General features: G+C 34.9%; 14 protein-coding genes and 1 pseudogene. 12 read left to right on the plus strand and 3 right to left on the minus strand.

The window, feature by feature from the left end; genetic code table 11:
• The 8 genes and pseudogenes from HRU49_RS07585 to HRU49_RS07620 form a co-directional block, all read left to right on the plus strand.
• Positions 1–590: pseudogene (locus HRU49_RS07585) on the plus strand (homoserine acetyltransferase); the annotation flags it as partial.
• Positions 590–1,591, plus strand: a complete 1,002-nt coding sequence (locus HRU49_RS07590) for a homocysteine S-methyltransferase family protein (RefSeq protein WP_296355775.1) — start codon at positions 590–592, stop codon at positions 1,589–1,591. The pseudogene HRU49_RS07585 and the gene HRU49_RS07590, both read left to right, overlap by 1 nt.
• Entirely contained in the window at positions 1,591–4,269 is a 2,679-nt protein-coding gene (gene metH, locus HRU49_RS07595) for a methionine synthase (protein WP_296355777.1), read from the plus strand. Before HRU49_RS07590 ends, metH begins: the two co-directional genes overlap by 1 nt.
• Before the next feature lies 1 nt (position 4,270).
• Complete coding sequence (gene metF / locus HRU49_RS07600) at positions 4,271–5,227, plus strand: methylenetetrahydrofolate reductase [NAD(P)H] (protein ID WP_296355779.1); 957 nt, start codon at positions 4,271–4,273, stop codon at positions 5,225–5,227.
• A gap of 83 nt (positions 5,228–5,310) precedes the next feature.
• Entirely contained in the window at positions 5,311–5,721 is a 411-nt protein-coding gene (locus HRU49_RS07605) for an Rrf2 family transcriptional regulator (protein WP_296355781.1), read from the plus strand.
• 150 nt (positions 5,722–5,871) lie between these two features.
• Positions 5,872–6,492, plus strand: a complete 621-nt coding sequence (locus HRU49_RS07610; protein WP_296355783.1) for a phosphoadenosine phosphosulfate reductase family protein — start codon at positions 5,872–5,874, stop codon at positions 6,490–6,492.
• Positions 6,493–6,716: 224 nt separating this feature from the next.
• A complete protein-coding gene (locus tag HRU49_RS07615; RefSeq protein WP_296355785.1) occupies positions 6,717–7,811 on the plus strand; it encodes an acyloxyacyl hydrolase in 1,095 nt (364 codons plus the stop codon).
• On the plus strand, positions 7,808–8,551 hold the full coding sequence (locus tag HRU49_RS07620) for a head GIN domain-containing protein (RefSeq protein WP_296355787.1): 744 nt from the start codon (positions 7,808–7,810) through the stop codon (positions 8,549–8,551). The genes HRU49_RS07615 and HRU49_RS07620 overlap by 4 nt, the downstream gene beginning before the upstream one ends.
• Here the strand turns inward: HRU49_RS07620 and gldA are convergent.
• Positions 8,544–9,437 (minus strand): gliding motility-associated ABC transporter ATP-binding subunit GldA, encoded by an 894-nt coding sequence (gene gldA, locus HRU49_RS07625; protein WP_296355789.1) that lies wholly within the window; start codon positions 9,435–9,437, stop codon positions 8,544–8,546. The genes HRU49_RS07620 and gldA overlap by 8 nt on opposite strands.
• 276 nt (positions 9,438–9,713) lie before the next feature.
• Between gldA and HRU49_RS07630 the strand changes: the two genes are divergently transcribed.
• Genes HRU49_RS07630 through HRU49_RS07645 form a run of 4 tightly spaced genes read left to right on the plus strand, consistent with a single transcriptional unit; the run spans position 9,714 to position 13,644 of the window.
• Positions 9,714–10,541 (plus strand): prephenate dehydratase, encoded by an 828-nt coding sequence (locus tag HRU49_RS07630; RefSeq protein ID WP_296355791.1) that lies wholly within the window; start codon positions 9,714–9,716, stop codon positions 10,539–10,541.
• A complete protein-coding gene (locus tag HRU49_RS07635; protein WP_296355793.1) occupies positions 10,538–11,680 on the plus strand; it encodes an aminotransferase class I/II-fold pyridoxal phosphate-dependent enzyme in 1,143 nt (380 codons plus the stop codon). Before HRU49_RS07630 ends, HRU49_RS07635 begins: the two co-directional genes overlap by 4 nt.
• 2 nt (positions 11,681–11,682) lie before the next feature.
• Positions 11,683–12,534: a prephenate dehydrogenase gene (locus HRU49_RS07640; protein WP_296355795.1), complete on the plus strand. Its 852-nt coding sequence runs from the start codon at positions 11,683–11,685 to the stop codon at positions 12,532–12,534.
• Positions 12,535–12,561: 27 nt separating this feature from the next.
• A complete protein-coding gene (locus tag HRU49_RS07645; RefSeq protein WP_296355797.1) occupies positions 12,562–13,644 on the plus strand; it encodes a bifunctional 3-deoxy-7-phosphoheptulonate synthase/chorismate mutase type II in 1,083 nt (360 codons plus the stop codon).
• Positions 13,645–13,714: 70 nt separating this feature from the next.
• Here the strand turns inward: HRU49_RS07645 and HRU49_RS07650 are convergent, their stop codons facing one another.
• Complete coding sequence (locus HRU49_RS07650) at positions 13,715–14,347, minus strand: ion channel (RefSeq protein WP_296355799.1); 633 nt, start codon at positions 14,345–14,347, stop codon at positions 13,715–13,717.
• Between the two features lie 45 nt (positions 14,348–14,392).
• Entirely contained in the window at positions 14,393–17,506 is a 3,114-nt protein-coding gene (locus HRU49_RS07655; RefSeq protein WP_296355801.1) for an efflux RND transporter permease subunit, read from the minus strand.
• Positions 17,507–17,511 lie beyond the last annotated feature (5 nt).

Genomic DNA, 17,511 nt, shown 5'->3' on the forward strand with positions numbered 1-17,511 from the left:
GGGAATTGTCTGCATTAGAACCTAATTTAATAGATTATTTAATTCCAATTGCAACGGACTGGAAGTCTACAGATTGGGTCATTGCGAACTGCCATATACAAGATGCTATTTTAAATAATTCGTCGCAACCCTTAACAGATGCCAGAAGACATGCAATGACCTTATACCGTACGCCAGAATCGTTAACTGAGAAGTTTAATCGTACTAAGCGAACAGATGATTTATATAATATTGAATCCTGGTTAAATCACCATGGAGAGGTTTTGAGCAAACGCTTTCATCTGCAGGCCTATAAAATGATGAATCAAGTTTTAAGAACCATTAACGTGGCGCAAAATGACTTTGATTTTAAGGCTGTAGCAACAAAGATTACAGCGCATATCCATATTGTTACCATAAATTCGGATTTACTATTCAAGCCAGACGAGAATTGGAAAACGTTTGTCGATTTAAAATCCGTAAAAGATGATGTTACTATAGGTGAAATAAAATCAATCCATGGTCATGATGCGTTTTTGATGGAATTTCAGCAGTTGTCCAAACTATTAAAACCAGTTTTTACTGTGAAACAAAAAAAGATGACTGCTTAATGCCAACTATTAAAACAGAAATCCAAAACCGAATTCTTGTGCTAGATGGCGCTATGGGCACCATGCTTCAAGCTTATAATTTTACCGAGGAAGATTTTCGTGGAGAACGCTTTAAAGATTATCCTACTCCGTTAAAAGGGAATAATGATTTACTTTCCATAACCCAGCCAAAAGCTATTGCAGAAGTTCATGCTAAATATTTTGAAGCAGGTGCGGATATCATAGAAACAAATACCTTTTCTGGCACCAGTGTTGCAATGGCGGACTATCAAATGGAGGATTTGGTTTATGAGCTCAATTTTGAATCCGCTAGAATTGCAAGAGAAGTTGCGGATAAATTTACTCGAGAGCAACCAGATAAACCAAGATTTGTTGCCGGTAGTATTGGACCAACAAACAGAACGGCTAGTTTATCTCCGGATGTTAACCGGCCAGAGTATAGAGCCATTACATTTAATGAATTGCGTGTAGCCTATAAGGAACAGGTTGAAGCATTAATTGATGGAGGCGTAGATACATTATTTGTGGAGACTATTTTTGACACACTCAATGCCAAAGCTGCACTATTTGCCATAGAAGAGGTAAAAGAAGAGCGTAATATAGATGTTCCAATTATGGTTTCTGGCACCATAACTGATGCATCAGGTAGAACCTTGTCCGGTCAAACGGTTGAAGCTTTTTTAACTTCAGTATCCCATATACCACTTTTAAGTATTGGGTTTAATTGTGCATTAGGTGCAAAACAACTAAAGCCTTATTTAAGCAGATTGGCACAGCAAACAGATTTTTATACATCGGCTCATCCTAATGCTGGATTGCCAAATGCTTTTGGTGAATATGATCAAACAGTCAAGGAAATGCAAAGTTTAATAGCCGAATACTTAGAAGATGGACTCATAAATATTATTGGTGGATGTTGCGGAACTAATCCAGATTATATCAAAGCTATTGCAGAAGTGGCACAACAATACCAACCTCGAAAAATTAAACAATTAGCTTAATGCCAGAGAGTGACTGTAAAAAATACTTAACCTTATCTGGATTAGAACCCTTGGTGGTCACTCCAGAGAGTAATTTTATAAATGTTGGTGAACGCACCAATGTTACTGGATCTAGAAAATTTCTTCGCCTTATTAAGGAAGGTAACTACCAAGAAGCACTTGATGTAGCTAGAGATCAAGTTGAAGGAGGAGCACAAATTTTAGATGTGAATATGGATGAAGGCATGTTAGATGGAGTACATGCCATGACAACCTTCTTAAATCTTATTGCATCAGAACCCGATATTGCTAAAATCCCAATAATGATTGATAGCTCAAAATGGGAAATCATTGAAGCAGGGCTTCAAGTCGTTCAAGGAAAATGCGTTGTCAATTCGATTAGTTTAAAAGAAGGGGAAACTGAATTTATTCGCCAAGCAAAATTGATTAAACGCTATGGAGCAGCAGTGATAGTGATGGCTTTTGATGAAGTTGGTCAGGCCGATAATTATGAAAGACGTATTGAAATTTGCAAGCGTTCTTATGACATTTTAGTGCAACAGGTCAACTTCTCACCGCAGGATATAATTTTTGATCCCAACATCTTTCCTGTTGCTACGGGTATGGAAGAACACCGCAAAAATGCGCTGGACTTTTTCGCTGCTACTAAATGGATAAGAGAACACCTACCATATGCAAACGTTTCTGGTGGTGTAAGTAATGTATCCTTTTCTTTTAGAGGAAACAATACCGTAAGAGAAGCGATGCATTCATCCTTTTTATTCCATGCGATTAAAAATGGGATGAACTTAGGTATAGTAAATCCAACGATGCTTGAGGTTTATGATCAGATTGATACAGACTTGTTACAGCATGTTGAGGATGTTTTGTTTGATAGACGAGACGATGCTACTGAACGACTATTAGATTTTGCCGAATCTGTTAAGGGTCTGAAGAAAGTCCAGGAAAGTGCCATACAAGAATGGCGTAAGGCTGCACTGCAAGAACGTATTACCCATGCTTTAGTTAAGGGTATAGACGCTTTTATTATTGAAGATGTTGAGGAGGCAAGGTTAGTGTCAGAGCAGCCAATTGAAGTGATAGAAGGTCACTTAATGAAAGGAATGAACGTTGTTGGTGATTTATTTGGAAGTGGTAAAATGTTTTTGCCGCAAGTTGTAAAATCAGCCCGCGTTATGAAAAAAGCTGTAGCCTATCTACAGCCATTTATTGAAGAAGAAAAGAATGGGGCCATAGAAGCTGTTGGAAAAATCTTAATGGCTACGGTTAAAGGGGATGTTCATGATATTGGGAAGAATATTGTTAGTGTCGTTTTAGGCTGTAATAACTATGAAATTATAGACCTAGGCGTCATGGTGCCTCCAGAAAAAATCATTGAAACCGCCAAACAAGAAAAGGTTGATATTATTGGTTTAAGTGGTTTAATTACTCCATCGCTCGACGAGATGGTTTATGTCTCAAAGGCCATGGAAAAAGAGGGCCTTGAAATGCCTTTAATTATTGGAGGCGCTACAACCTCAAGGGCGCATTCAGCAGTAAAAATTGCACCACATTATAGCAATACAGTCGTTCATATTAATGATGCCTCAAGAGCGGTTACAGTTGTGGGTAATTTGCTTCAAAAGGATAATAAGGTTTATAAAGAACAGATTCGAGAAGAGTACGAAACGTTTAGAGCTCAGTTTTTTAAACGTGGCAAACAAAAAACCTATGTATCTCTAGAAGATGCGAGACAAAATAAATTCCAAATCAATTGGGAAACTGTAGAAATACAAAAACCTAAAACTTTAGGAGTTCAAGTCATAGAAGATTTTAATATTAAGAGTTTAGATGAATACATAGATTGGACTCCATTCTTTAGAAGTTGGGATCTACATGGCAAATTTCCAGAAATATTAAATGATAATATGGTTGGAGAGCAAGCTCAAGAATTATTTTCTGATGCTAAGATTTTATTAAAGAAAATATTTGACGAAAAGCTCTTAAAAGCGAAAGCTGTATTTGGGTTATTTGCTGCCAATAGCATAAATGATGATATAGAAGTTAAGGACCATGCCGGAAAGGATTTAGGTACATTTATAACCCTGCGTCAACAATCCAAGAAGTCAGTTGGAAAGCCTAATATAGCCTTAGCGGATTTTATTGCTCCAAAATCTTCAGGATTGCAAGATTATATCGGATCCTTTTGTGTTTCAACAGGTTTTGGAACGCAGGAATTGGCCTTAAAATTTGAAGCCGATTATGATGATTATAATTCTATAATGATTAAAGCTTTAGCGGACAGGTTGGCTGAAGCCTATGCTGAATATTTACATGAAGAAATTCGTGTGAAACATTGGGCTTATGCTCAGGAAGAGCAACTGTCTAATGAAGAATTAATAAAAGAAAGTTATAAAGGTATCCGTCCTGCACCCGGATATCCAGCATGTCCAGATCATCTTGAAAAGCAAACGATTTGGGATTTACTCAAAGTTGAAGAGACTATTGGAGTAAAACTCACCGACAGTTTGGCGATGTGGCCAGCTGCTAGTGTAAGTGGCTATTATTTTGGAAATCCAGAGGCACGATACTTTGGTTTAGGAAAGATTACACGAGATCAAGTCATTGATTATAGTCTACGCAGAGGAATAACTGTTGAGGAAGCACAAAAATGGTTGAATCCAAATATTGCAAATTGAAATGAAAGTTACTGAGCATATTAAAAAAGCGGAAGGTAAAACTCAATTCTCATTTGAAATTTTACCACCTTTAAAGGGTCAGCATATTCAATCTATTTTTGACAATATTGATCCCTTAATGGAGTTTAAGCCTCCATTTATTGATGTGACATATCACCGTGAGGAGTATCTATATAAGGAGGTCGAAAATGGACTTTTGAGAAAGCAAGTGGTTAAAAAGCGACCTGGTACTGTTGGTATTTGTGCAGCGATTCAGAATAAATATGGAGTGGATGCCATACCACATATTCTGTGCGGTGGATTTACAAAAGAGGATACTGAGAATTTCTTAGTCGACTTGGATTTTTTGGATATTGATAATGTTATGGCACTGCGAGGTGATGCTGTTAAAAGCGAAACTTATTTCAGACCTGAAAAAGAAGGGCATTCTTACGCGAGCGAATTAGTAACTCAAATAGAAGAGCTTAATAACGGGAAATATCTAGATGAGGAGTTACAAAATACAGCAGCTACAAATTTTTGCATTGGTGTTGCTGCCTATCCTGAGAAGCATATGGAGGCGCCTTGTATAGAAAGTGATATTCATTTTTTAAAGAAAAAAATCAAAAATGGTGCAACATACATTGTTACCCAGATGTTTTTTGATAATCAGAAATACTTCAATTTTGTTGAAAAGTGCAGGGAAGAGGGAATTACTGTTCCAATAATTCCTGGATTAAAACCAATAGCAACAAAAAAACAACTCAATTTAATACCACATCGTTTTCATGTAGACCTTCCTGAAAATTTAATTTTGGAAGTAGTCAAATGCAAAGACAATAATGCTGTAAGACAAGTTGGAATTGAATGGTGCATTGCACAGTCAAGGGAATTACGGAAAGCAGGAATTCCTGTATTGCATTATTATTCCATGGGGAAAAGTACCAATATCAAGACCATTGCCGAAGCTGTGTTTTAAATTTATATGCTAAAACAAGTTCAATTTTGTTTATGCATTAAATTTTAAAATTTAATGTCTTCAAAAATTCCTAGCTTTATACCATGCTTTCGAAGAAAACTAAATATGGAATTAAGGCCTTAGTCTATTTAGCACGTCAAGAAAACCGTAATCCGGTTCAGATTTCTGTGATTTCTAAATCTGAAAATATTTCAAGAAAGTTTTTGGAGAGTATTTTATTGACCTTACGTAAAGATGGTATTTTAGGATCAAAAAAAGGTAAGTCCGGTGGTTATTACTTATTAAAAGATCCAAAAGAAATTCCGATGACAAATATTATGCGCTTATTGGAAGGTCCGATTGCAATGGTGCCTTGCGTAAGTCTTAATTTTTACGAAAAATGCGATGATTGCCCAGATGAGAATACTTGTGCTGTGCATAATGTAATGCTCAAAGTAAGAGATAATACCCTTGAAATTTTTAGAAATACATCCTTAGCAGATTTATCTATCTAAGTCTTGTAATAATTACCCCTTTTTTATTGATTTTATTCTTTAAAATTAGATAAGAAATGCTATGTTTGTATAATCCTAGTAAATCTATAGGAGTTATTATATATAGTGTTTTTATACTAGAAGTAGTGATTAAGATAAAACAGGAACTCTATGCCGACATTAGATATTGATTATTGGAATAAAAAATTGAGATATAAAACACCAGTTGAAATTGCAGACTGGGCGTTGAGACTTTCCGATAACTATATTGTAACAACAAGTTTCGGTGTCTACTCTTCGGTATTACTAAGTACAATGTCAGTTTTAGATCATCAAATCAGAGTGGTTTGGTGCGATACCTTGTATAATGGAGAAAGTACATATGAGTATGCTGCTTCTCTTACAGAAAAATATAAACTCAATATTCACAAATATCAACCGCTCTTTACAAAGACCGAAATTGAAAGAACTTTAGGGTCACCTGATCTAGAAGATGATAATCATTCCCAGTTTTCAGAAATTGTAAAGTTAGAGCCATTTAAGCGCGCATTAAGTGAATTAAATCCCGATGTTTGGTTTACGAATATTAGAGTAAGACAGACAGCTTATAGAGATAAGAAGGATATACTAAGCTACAGTAAAGACGGAATTCTCAAAGTTAGTCCGTTTTACTATTGGACGGATGAAGATCTAGATCAATATGTCTTAAAGTATGGACTAAAAAAGAATCTAGACTATTTTGATCCAGTAAAGGCCTTAAGTAATAGAGAGTGTGGTATACATTTCAGGTAAGCTAAAAGTATAACACTTAATTAGAGATAAGTTAACACTCTAGTTACCTTCCCATACCATCTTTGTACGATTAAAATATGCCTCATCTATTATGAAATTAATCAAGAAAAATAAAGCAGAATTCAAGTTTGTCCTTAAGCTCTTATTGCTAACAGTAGTATCTTTAGTTCTAACCCTATTTATTAATTAAATATTCTATTACTTTTGTCAGTAACCGAATGTTTATGAAGTACTGGCTTACGAGTTTACTGTGTGCAATAGGACTTTTCTTAGCTTCTCAAGAAAAGTCAAGCACAGACTCCTATTTTGATCTTAATTACTTTTCTGGAAACATAGTATTACATAATAATGATATTCTGCATTTAATTTCAGGTCATCCAGAAGGAGTTATTTTAAGTTGGAATAAAAAGACATTTGGCACCAAAGATTGGCAACAACGTTTTAATTATCCCGATTATGGGGCCTCATTTAGTTATCAAGATTTAAAAAATAATATTTTAGGGAATAACTTTGGTTTGTATGCCCACTATAATTTCTACTTCTTTAACCGACATTTGATGTTGCGTATAGGTCAGGGGATTGCATACACGACCAATCCGTATGATAGGTTTGAGAATCATAGAAATATAGCATTTGGATCTCGATTACTGAGTTCAACCTATTTAATGATTAATTATAAAAAGGAACGTTTATTTGATCGATTCGGTTTACAAGCTGGATTTTCTTTAATTCATTATTCAAATGCGAATGTAAAAGCACCTAATACAAGCATAAATACGATAGCTTTTAACTTAGGGCTAAACTATAATATAGATGAAAGAGATTCTGAATATATAGATAATCTAAGTGACGAAAAGTTCACTGAATCTATAAAGTACAATCTTGCATTTAGAACAGGAATTAATCAAAGCGATATAATTGGTAGCGGACAATTTCCTTTTTATGTGCTTTCAGCATACGCAGATAAACGTTTGAATCATGTAAGTGCTATTCAATTGGGTGCAGATGTCTTCTTTTCAAATTTTTTGAAGGAGTTAATTTATTTTAGATCCGTCTCTTTCCCAGAAGAGAATTTGAGCGGTGACGAAGATTTTAAGCGCGTTGGAGTGTTTGTAGGTCATGAATTGTTTATCAATAAAATGTCTTTAGAAACTCAGTTAGGCTATTATGTTTACTACCCATTTGATTTTGAAGGAAGAACTTATATTAGAATAGGTTTGAAACGATATTTTGGTAAAAAGGTTTTTGGCGCCATCACCCTAAAGTCGCACGGTGCTAAAGCAGAAGCTGTAGAATTTGGATTAGGAGTTAGATTATGAAAAAATTAATTTACATAGTAATGGTTTTAGCTTTTTGCTGTGATAGTGAAGATGCTAATGATTGTATTCAAACTGCTGGAAATATTATACAACTCGAAGTTGAGGTTATTGATTTTGAAAAGATTTTGGTGAATCGTAATATCGAATTAATTCTGAGCCAAGGTCCAGAGCATAGGGTCACTATAGAGACAGGTGAAAACTTAATTAATGATGTTAAGGCTGAGGTTATGGGTAACCGATTGGTGCTTACAAATAACAATATCTGTAATTATGTTAGAGCTTATGGGATAACTAAAGTTTATGTTGAGGCACCCAATGTCACAGAAATAAGAAATTCGTCACAATATGAAGTGTCTTCAAACGGTATTATAACGTATCCAATGTTAAGCTTAATTTCCGAGGATTTTAATGAAAATATAGAATTTACCGTTGGTGACTATAACTTAACTATTAATAATCAAAATTTAAGGATAACCTCTAATGGTTTAGCTTCATTTTATATAGAGGGTTCAACAGAAAATTTATCCGTAAATTTTTTCGCAGGCGATGGTCGTTTTCAAGGTCAAGATTTAGTAGCTCAAAATGTTACTATTTATCATCGCGGCAGTAACGACATGATTGTGCATCCAATCCAATCCTTAAGTGTTGAATTAAGAGGTACAGGAAATGTTATTGCACTTAATGAACCACCAATTGTATCAGTAGAACAATTTTACATTGGCCAATTGATATTTAACTAGTCAATTCTCTAAATAAACTTTCTAGACTGGCATTTTTCTGATTGAGTTGCAGAATTTTTAGGTCGTTGTCATGCGCAAAATCAAAAACATGAGAGCGCATATCTTCTTTGGTAGAAAAAGTTATTTCATAAACAAAACCAATAGTATTTTTAACTTTAGATACTTTAGGAAGCTTTAATAAAAATGTATCTTCAACCCTGTAATCAAATTCAACGATGACAACTTGGTCTTGTCCTTCTCTTAAATCTTTCAAGTATTTATCGGCAACGACTTCACCTTTATTTATAATAATCACACGATCGCACATAGCCTCAACTTCTTGCATAATGTGCGTAGAGAGAAAAACGGTTTTTTGTTTCCCTATGGATTTAATTAAATTTCTAATATCAACAAGTTGATTGGGGTCTAAGCCAGTTGTAGGTTCATCTAGAATCAATACTTCAGGGTCATGCAATAGTGCATTTGCCAATCCAACGCGTTGGCGATAGCCTTTTGATAATTGTCCTATCTTCTTGTGAGCTTCAGGTATTAAGCCAGTAAGTTCAATAACCTCTTCTATTCTAGATTTTGAAATACCGAAAACATTCGCATTAAAGTTTAAATATTCCCTAACATATAAATCTGTGTAGAGCGGGTTGTGTTCTGGTAAATAACCTACACTCTGTTGTACACTTTTTTTCTCACCATTAACATCAAAACCATTAACATTAGCCGAACCATTAGAGGCTTCAATAAAAGTGGTTAAAATCTTCATCATAGTGGACTTACCAGCGCCATTTGGTCCTAAGAAACCAACAATTTCAGCGTTATTGACCTTAAAAGAAACATCATTAAGTGCTATTTGATCCTTATATAATTTTGAAAGATTTTTAACTTCAATAGACATCGTGTAAAAAGTTTATTCAAAAATAAGTATTAATTAGTATTACTGGGACTTTCTTATGAATTCCTTAAAACTTTGATATGAGCTTCAAAAACATTAAGATTCAATTTTGATTTGTAAAAATATTAATTACATTAGCCATATAATAAGAACAATGTATACACTTAGAACATATTTTAACTGGTTTTATTTCTTTTTTAAGTAAAGGAACGAGACAGAGTATGTTTTAAATAAAATATAATTAATCAAAGTCTCGAATTACATCGAGACTTTTTTATTATGTCAAAACCAATAGCAATACAAGGAATAATAGGTTCGTTTCATCACGAGGTCGCCCAACAGTATTTTAATTTAAATACCGAGGTGGTTGAGTGCATGTCATTTGATAGTGCGGTAGATAGTTTATTGCAAGGTCAAACGGATACGATTGTAATGGCCTTAGAAAACTCTATAGCAGGTTCTATTATACCAAACTATGCTCTGATAGATCATCATAATTTAGATATTGTTGGTGAGTACTATTTAGATATTCAGCATAATCTTTTGGCCTTAAATGGGCAAGGTATAGATGAAATTGAAGAAGTACATTCGCACCCAATGGCACTTTTGCAATGTAAGGTGTTTTTTAAGGACTACCCACATATTAAATTGGTTGAGGCAAAGGATACAGCAGATGTTGCTAAGCAAATTAATGCAGAGCAAATAAAAGGTATTGCTGCTATTGCAAGTAAAAATGCTGCAGAACTCTATAGTTTAAATGTATTGGCGTCAAGCATACAGACGATAAAACATAATGAAACACGCTTCGTCATTGTTAAGCGTCAAAATCACGAAACTGAAAGAATAGGAATTAATAAGGCTTCGTTAAAGTTTGAATTAGATCATAAGCGTGGTAGTTTAGCTACTATACTTAATGTCATGAGTGATTGTAAATTAAACCTAACTAAAATTCAATCCTTACCAAAAATAGACACTCCTTGGAAGTATGCATTTTTTGTGGATGTTACTTTTGAAACTTACGAAGATTATGAAAAGGCAAATGCTATTATGAAAATTATGGCTGAGAATTTTAAGGTGTTAGGGGAATATAAAAATGCAAGATTATGATTGAAGTTGCTGACCGCTTAAAGCATGTCGAGGAATACTACTTCTCAAAAAAATTAAAAGAAGTAGCCTTTTTAAAATCTCAAGGTAAACCTATTATTAATCTTGGAATTGGAAGCCCAGATTTAGAGCCTCCGTTTAAAGCTACCATGCTCCTAAAAGATAGTTTAGATGATGAAGGTGCTAATAAATATCAAAGCTATCAAGGTCTTCCAGAGCTTCGTGACGAAATTGCGAATTTCTATAAAAAACGTTACAAAGTAAGTTTGAGCGGCCAGACAGAAGTTTTACCACTATTAGGAAGTAAGGAAGGTATTATGCATATCTCTATGGCGTTTCTTAATAAAGGAGACCAGGTATTGGTTCCTAATCCTGGCTACCCAACCTATTCTGCAGTAACTAAGCTATTAGAAGCAGAACCAATTTATTACGATCTAAATGAGGATAATTATTGGATGCCAGATTTTATAGCCTTAGAACGATTGGACTTAAGTAAAGTGAAAATTATGTGGATTAACTATCCGCATATGCCAACAGGCGCCAATGCAACTAATAAGTTTTATGATGAGGTTATTGCTTTTGGTAAGCGTCATAATATTCTCATAGTTAATGATAATCCTTACAGTTTTGTTTTAAACGAAAAGCCTATAAGCATCATGCGTTATAATAATGCTAAGTCTGTGTGTCTAGAGCTTAACTCTTTTAGTAAGACGTTTAATATGGCTGGATGGCGTGTTGGTATGCTGATTGGGAGTTATGAGTACCTGAGTGCTATACTTAAAGTAAAAAGTAATATGGATTCTGGAATGTTTTATGGTATCCAGAAGGGAGCCATTGAAGCATTAAAATGCTCAGAGATGTGGTTTGTAAGTTTAAATAGTGTTTACGAACAGAGACGTGAGTTGATATGGAAATTAGCAGAAGCCCTAAACTGTACATATGATCAATATGCAACTGGCTTGTTTGTTTGGGCAAAATTACCAGCACATATAAAGTCTGAAGAATTTACAGATTTGGTTTTAAAGGAACATTCTATTTTTATAACACCAGGTACAGTTTTTGGTAGTAATGGGGAAGGCTACGTTAGGTTTTCCTTATGTGCGTCTGAAGAAGTGATTAAAGAAGCGATTGCAAGAGTTTAAATATGAATAACATTTTTGTCATAGGAGTTGGATTAATTGGTGGAAGTTTTGCCTTAGATATAAAAAGTCATAATTCAGAATCTCGCATTTATGGTATTGACAAAAGTGAGGAGCACTTAGATGAAGCTCTTTCTCTCGGTGTTATTGATGAAAAGGCCAATTTTGAAGATTTAAATAAGGCAGATTTAGTCATTGTTGCTATACCTGTTGATGCAACTCTAGAGGTTTTACCAAAAGTATTAGATCAAGTTTCGGAACACGCTATTGTGTTTGATGCGGGATCTACAAAAGAGGACATATGTTTAAAAGTTAAACAGCATCCAAAGCGCAGAAATTACTTAGCAGCTCATCCTATTGCAGGTACCGAATATTCAGGACCAAGTGCAGCGATTAAGGGCTTGTACAAGAATAAAACTAATATCATTTGTGAGGTTGAAGACACAGCTTTTAAATTACAGGAAAAGGCCCTAAAGTTATTTTCAGAATTAGGGATGCGCATTCGCTACATGAATCCAAAAGCTCATGACAAGCATATTGCTTATGTGTCGCACTTATCTCATATAAGTTCATTTATGCTTGGGAAAACCGTGATTGAAAAGGAGAAAAACGAACGTGATATTTTTGATATGGCTGGGAGTGGTTTTGAAAGTACAGTACGATTAGCTAAAAGTTCGCCAGCGATGTGGACACCAATTTTTGAACAGAATAAAACTAATGTCATAGAAACATTAGAAGAGTATATCAACAACTTAAAACACTTTAAACAGCTTATGGAAAGTGGTGATTTCGAGGCAGTTTATAATGAAATGGAAACAACAAACCATATAAAAGAGATTTTAAACGGAAATCAATAAAAACAAGAAAAAGAGATTAATAGAATTATGGAGAACAAGAAAGAATTGAGGAACTGGTTAGATGCGTACAATTTAGAGCATCCGTTAGTTATAGCAGGTCCATGTAGTGCGGAGACAGAGCAGCAAGTTTTAAAAATTGCACATGATTTAAAAGATAGTGATGCGACAGTGTTTAGAGCTGGAATTTGGAAACCAAGAACTCGCCCAGGAAACTTTGAAGGTGTTGGGGCATTAGGTCTTAAATGGTTACAAAAGGCAAAAGAAGAAACAGGTTTAAAAATAACCACAGAGGTAGCCAATGCTAATCATGTGGAATTGGCATTAAAGCATGATGTTGACATTTTATGGATTGGAGCACGTACAACAGTTAGTCCATTTATTGTACAGGATATTGCAGATGCTTTAAAAGGCACGGATAAGCCAGTTTTAATTAAGAATCCAGTAAATCCTGATTTATCATTATGGCTAGGAGCTGTTGAACGTTTTTACACTGCAGAGGTTAAAAATTTAGGAGTCATTCATCGTGGTTTCTCAACCTATGAGAAGACACGTTATAGAAATAATCCAGAATGGCAGGTAGCTGTAGATTTGCAAAACCGTTTCCCAGATTTACCACTTATTTTAGATCCTTCTCATATCGCTGGTAGACGAGATATTATTTTTGATTTAAGTCAGACAGCGCTTGACTTGAATTATGACGGTTTAATGATAGAAACACATCACGACCCTGATAATGCCTGGAGTGATGCTGCGCAGCAAATTACCCCTGAGACTTTGATAAAATACACGGAAGATTTGCGTATTAGACAGGAAGTAGGAGATGCTACCGAGTTTAAGAACAAAATCAATACACTTAGAACACAAATAGATGTGATTGATCATCAACTCATTGAGATTTTAGGGAAACGTATGAAGGTTGCTGAGGAAATAGGTGCCTTAAAGAAAAGGCATAATGTTGCCGTCTTACAAAATAAACGCTGGAATGAAATTTTGGGTAAAATGATATTGGAAGGTGAAGAAAAGAATTTAAGTGAGGAGTTTATTTTACGAATGTTTAAGGCGATTCACCAAGAATCGATAAACCATCAAGAAGAAATAATTAATCATTAATGATTATAACATATGTAGAAAGAAGAAAAGGTTCATTATAATGAACCTTTTTTTAGTTATTGAAAATTTTTCAGCTATTTTCATATGAATGCTTTATATATTTCTCTACGACCACTGCTGTAATAATGACTAAATAAAACTGGCCTATGAGCCCGACTAAAACTGCTGCTTTTTGTGCAACAGGTATTGTTGGAATAATTTCACCATATCCAATGGTCAATAGTGTAATAAAGGCATAATATAGAACGCCTTCAGATTTTAGTGCAATATCATTCGTTTCCATCATAATTCCCGAGAACGCCCCAGCAGGGTGTGTCAATTCTATAGACATAAACAAAAAGAATGCTAAAAATCCTAAGGAAATATAACCACTCATTAAACCCATAATAACATTCTTAGTAACGCGTTTGGCTTGCCAAACTTGCTTAATCATATTCCAAGTTACAGTAATGTAAAAGATAAAATAAATTGAAAATCGTATAAGTATATTTTCGGTACTCTGACGCCTCGAAATCATTTCAAAACCAAAGAAAAAGACAGAAATAGCAAATAATGTTGCAAAAAACCACATTAGCTTTTTATTTTTAGAAATCATTAAGATGCCTGCAGCTATACTAATCATATAGAACAACGGCAAAAGAATAAATTCGTAAAACTCTGCCGGGAAAAATAATGATCCAAAAAGAATCACTAATTGGGTCATTAGGAAAATTTCGAAACGATAACTGTAAAACCTTTCAATCATTGATTAATCCTCTAATAACTGCGCATTAAATGTGTAACCTTTGTAACTTACCTTATACAAAGCACTATATAGAGATGGGATAAATAATAAAGTAATTATAGTTCCAAATAACAAACCTACCATAATGCTAATAGCCATTCCTTCCCACATTTCACCTCCGGATATATAAAGAGGGATTAAGCCCAATACCGTAGTAAACGTAGATAACAAAATTGGTCTAAAGCGTTGTAAGCAAGCAGCAATTACAGCATCTTGGTCTGTACGACCAACTGAAAGCTCAACCTCCACACGATCAATTAAAACAATGGCATTATTAATTACAATACCTGCTAAAGAAATGACACCTAAAAAGGGCATAAAACCAAAGGCTTCTTGAAAAACCAATAACCCTATTACAACTCCAATTATCCCTAGAGGGATAGTTAGTACTACCATTGCCATTTTGCGGAATGAGTTAAATTGTATAATTAACAATAACACTATAATGAAACCCGATATTGGTAAATAGCCAATAATAGGTCCCATATTATCGGCAGTTTGTTGTGCATCTCCACCCAAGGTATAGTAATAATCGCTCGGCCAAACATTTGTCATTTGATCCTCTAGCCATGGTGTCATTATAGCCATTGTAGCCGCGGCATTTCCACCTTCTCGCAATTCACTGTTAACATTTATGGTTCGGTCTATATCTAAGCGTTTTATTTTGGCATATTGCCATTGAGGTATAATATTAGCAACTTGAAGTAGCGGTACACTTTTACCACTATTTTGGGAGTAAATATTTAAAGTTTCTAATGAAGCTAAAGATTGTTGTTGACTATCCCCACTGCGCATTAGTATAGGAATGGATTTATCATTTTCTCGATATTCTCCTGTTTGGAAACCATCTAAAACCGTTTGTAAGGATGTAGCGATATCAGAGCTTGTGATTCCTGCATTTTGAGCGCGACTTTGATCTATTTCAATGATAAATTTCTTACTCTTTGGGCCCCAATCGTCCTTTACATTTTTAGTCGTTGGATCTTCAGTTAATTTTAGTTTAATGACTTCAGCAATACTCGAAAGCACATCAGGATCAGGACCTGAAACTTTTATCTCAATAGGTGTGCCTCCGCCACCTGAACCAAGGAATCCAACTTTTATATCCGCATTCGGGAAATTTTGATAGGTATAGGCATCTAAGCGTTCTACCATATCAGCATTTTCGTTGAACGAAGTTGTATTAACTAGTATATGGGCATAATTAGAATTGGCCTCGTCTGGCGAATATCCTAAATCATAGGATTCTGGACCCTCACCAATATAAGAGGACCAATTTAGTATTCCTAGATTACGACTCTCATTGATACGCAATGAGTCTTGCATAAAACCTTCAATTTTATTTACAACTTCTCTGGTACGTTCAATCTTATTACTTTCAGGTAAGTTAATGTCTATCGTAATCATATTACGGTCACTATCAGGAAAGAAAATAAACGGTATAAACCCAAAGCCATAAAGTGAAATAAAGAATGAAATAAAAATTCCTATAATCACTTTGTACTTATGACGCAATGCTACCATGATCAAGTCCTTGTAGTAGCGCTTTGCAGAAGCAATAATTCGGTCAACTAAACTTGGTTTTTTCTGCCCTTTTGGGGGTACCTTTAAAAACATGTAGCAGAACATAATAATCACTGATAATGCGATTAGCCATGATGATAATAATGCAATACTAATAACGACAAATATTGGGCCTACGATATCTCCCATGGTTGTTGGAGATAAATAAAAAGCTAAGAAGGCTGCAGAAGTTGTAAGCGTAGAGATTAACAGTGGCATCCATAATTCTGAGAATGCCTCTAGCGCTGCTTTATATTTTTCAATTCCCTGTTCTAACTTTACCATTATAGTTTCTGCTACAACGATTGCATTGTCTACTAACATACCTAGGGCCATAATCAGAGCAGCAAGGGTCACCTGATTTAAACCAATCTTTAGGATTCCCATAATCATTAAGGTCATAATAGTAACTATTGGTATTAAGCTAGCAATAACCAAACCTGTGCGCATGCCCAAAAAAATCAGCATTACAATCAACACAATACTAATCGATTGAAGTAGGTTGACCATAAAATCACTAACCTTCAAATCAATGTAATCGTCTAGCGAGGACACTCTGGTTAACTCCAGTCCTATCGGAAGTTTACCTTGCCATTTTGTTATAACCTCATTAACTGCTTCACCTAAATAAACAACATTTTTATCCTCCTTAAGATTGACATGAAGTGAAATAGCTTCTTTACCATCAACACTCACAATTTGTGTGGGCGGATCTATGTAGCCTTTCGTGATGGTTGTGATATCTCCTAATTTTACGGATTGAGATCCATCTCCCACGGCAATAAGCATATTGCTTATATCGTTAACCGAATTAAAATTCCCTGTAGGCTCTAGTATAATTCGCTCATCACCAACATTAACCTGACCGCCTGAGTTTAGAATATTAGTAGAGGCTATAGTCTGTTGTAATCTTGAGGCTGATAAGCCATATTCTTTTAATCTTGTATTGTCAAATTCTACAAATACACGCTCGTCTTGAACTCCACCTAGCTCTACTTTAGCCGCATCAGGTAATTTAATCAAGTCGTCTTTTATATCATCAGCGTACTCTTTCATTTCAGCGTAACTAAAACCATCAGATGTTAAACCTACTACTATTCCATAAACATCACCGATGCCATCATCATCTAAATTTGGTCTAACACCCTCTGGTAAACCTTGAATAGTATTTAGTTTTCTCCGTAAACGATCCCAAACGGATTGCATTTCTTCTGATGGAACTTCATCTTTCAGCGTTACACTTACCACAGACAGCCCTGTTCGAGATGTGCTTGTAACTTCATCCAACTCCGGAAGTTCTTGAGCTACTTTTTCTATTTTATCCGTCACTAAAAGCTCGACACGTTCTGGACTGGCACCAGGAAATTGCGATACTACATTTGCAACTCGAACCGTGTAAGGAGGCATACTATCTTGGGATAATTTAAAGTACATATTAATACCCAAGAGAATAATTGTCGCCAATATCATAAATGTGATTCGATTCTTATCGATAGAGAATTTTGCTAAATTCATAAGTT

The sequence above is a fragment of the Winogradskyella sp. genome, from assembly GCF_013213975.1.
Taxonomy (GTDB): Bacteria; Bacteroidota; Bacteroidia; order Flavobacteriales; family Flavobacteriaceae; genus Winogradskyella.

What these genes read in the sequence shown, in the direction of transcription:
- HRU49_RS07590 (WP_296355775.1), top strand. Translation starts at nt 590, where the DNA reads ATGCCAACTATTAAAACAGAAATCCAAAACCGAATTCTTGTGCTAGAT.
- metH (WP_296355777.1), top strand. Translation starts at nt 1,591, where the DNA reads ATGCCAGAGAGTGACTGTAAAAAATACTTAACCTTATCTGGATTAGAA.
- metF (WP_296355779.1), top strand. Translation starts at nt 4,271, where the DNA reads ATGAAAGTTACTGAGCATATTAAAAAAGCGGAAGGTAAAACTCAATTC.
- HRU49_RS07605 (WP_296355781.1), top strand. Translation starts at nt 5,311, where the DNA reads ATGCTTTCGAAGAAAACTAAATATGGAATTAAGGCCTTAGTCTATTTA.
- HRU49_RS07610 (WP_296355783.1), top strand. Translation starts at nt 5,872, where the DNA reads ATGCCGACATTAGATATTGATTATTGGAATAAAAAATTGAGATATAAA.
- HRU49_RS07615 (WP_296355785.1), top strand. Translation starts at nt 6,717, where the DNA reads ATGAAGTACTGGCTTACGAGTTTACTGTGTGCAATAGGACTTTTCTTA.
- HRU49_RS07620 (WP_296355787.1), top strand. Translation starts at nt 7,808, where the DNA reads ATGAAAAAATTAATTTACATAGTAATGGTTTTAGCTTTTTGCTGTGAT.
- gldA (WP_296355789.1), bottom strand. Translation starts at nt 9,437, where the DNA reads ATGTCTATTGAAGTTAAAAATCTTTCAAAATTATATAAGGATCAAATA.
- HRU49_RS07630 (WP_296355791.1), top strand. Translation starts at nt 9,714, where the DNA reads ATGTCAAAACCAATAGCAATACAAGGAATAATAGGTTCGTTTCATCAC.
- HRU49_RS07635 (WP_296355793.1), top strand. Translation starts at nt 10,538, where the DNA reads ATGATTGAAGTTGCTGACCGCTTAAAGCATGTCGAGGAATACTACTTC.
- HRU49_RS07640 (WP_296355795.1), top strand. Translation starts at nt 11,683, where the DNA reads ATGAATAACATTTTTGTCATAGGAGTTGGATTAATTGGTGGAAGTTTT.
- HRU49_RS07645 (WP_296355797.1), top strand. Translation starts at nt 12,562, where the DNA reads ATGGAGAACAAGAAAGAATTGAGGAACTGGTTAGATGCGTACAATTTA.
- HRU49_RS07650 (WP_296355799.1), bottom strand. Translation starts at nt 14,347, where the DNA reads ATGACCCAATTAGTGATTCTTTTTGGATCATTATTTTTCCCGGCAGAG.
- HRU49_RS07655 (WP_296355801.1), bottom strand. Translation starts at nt 17,506, where the DNA reads ATGAATTTAGCAAAATTCTCTATCGATAAGAATCGAATCACATTTATG.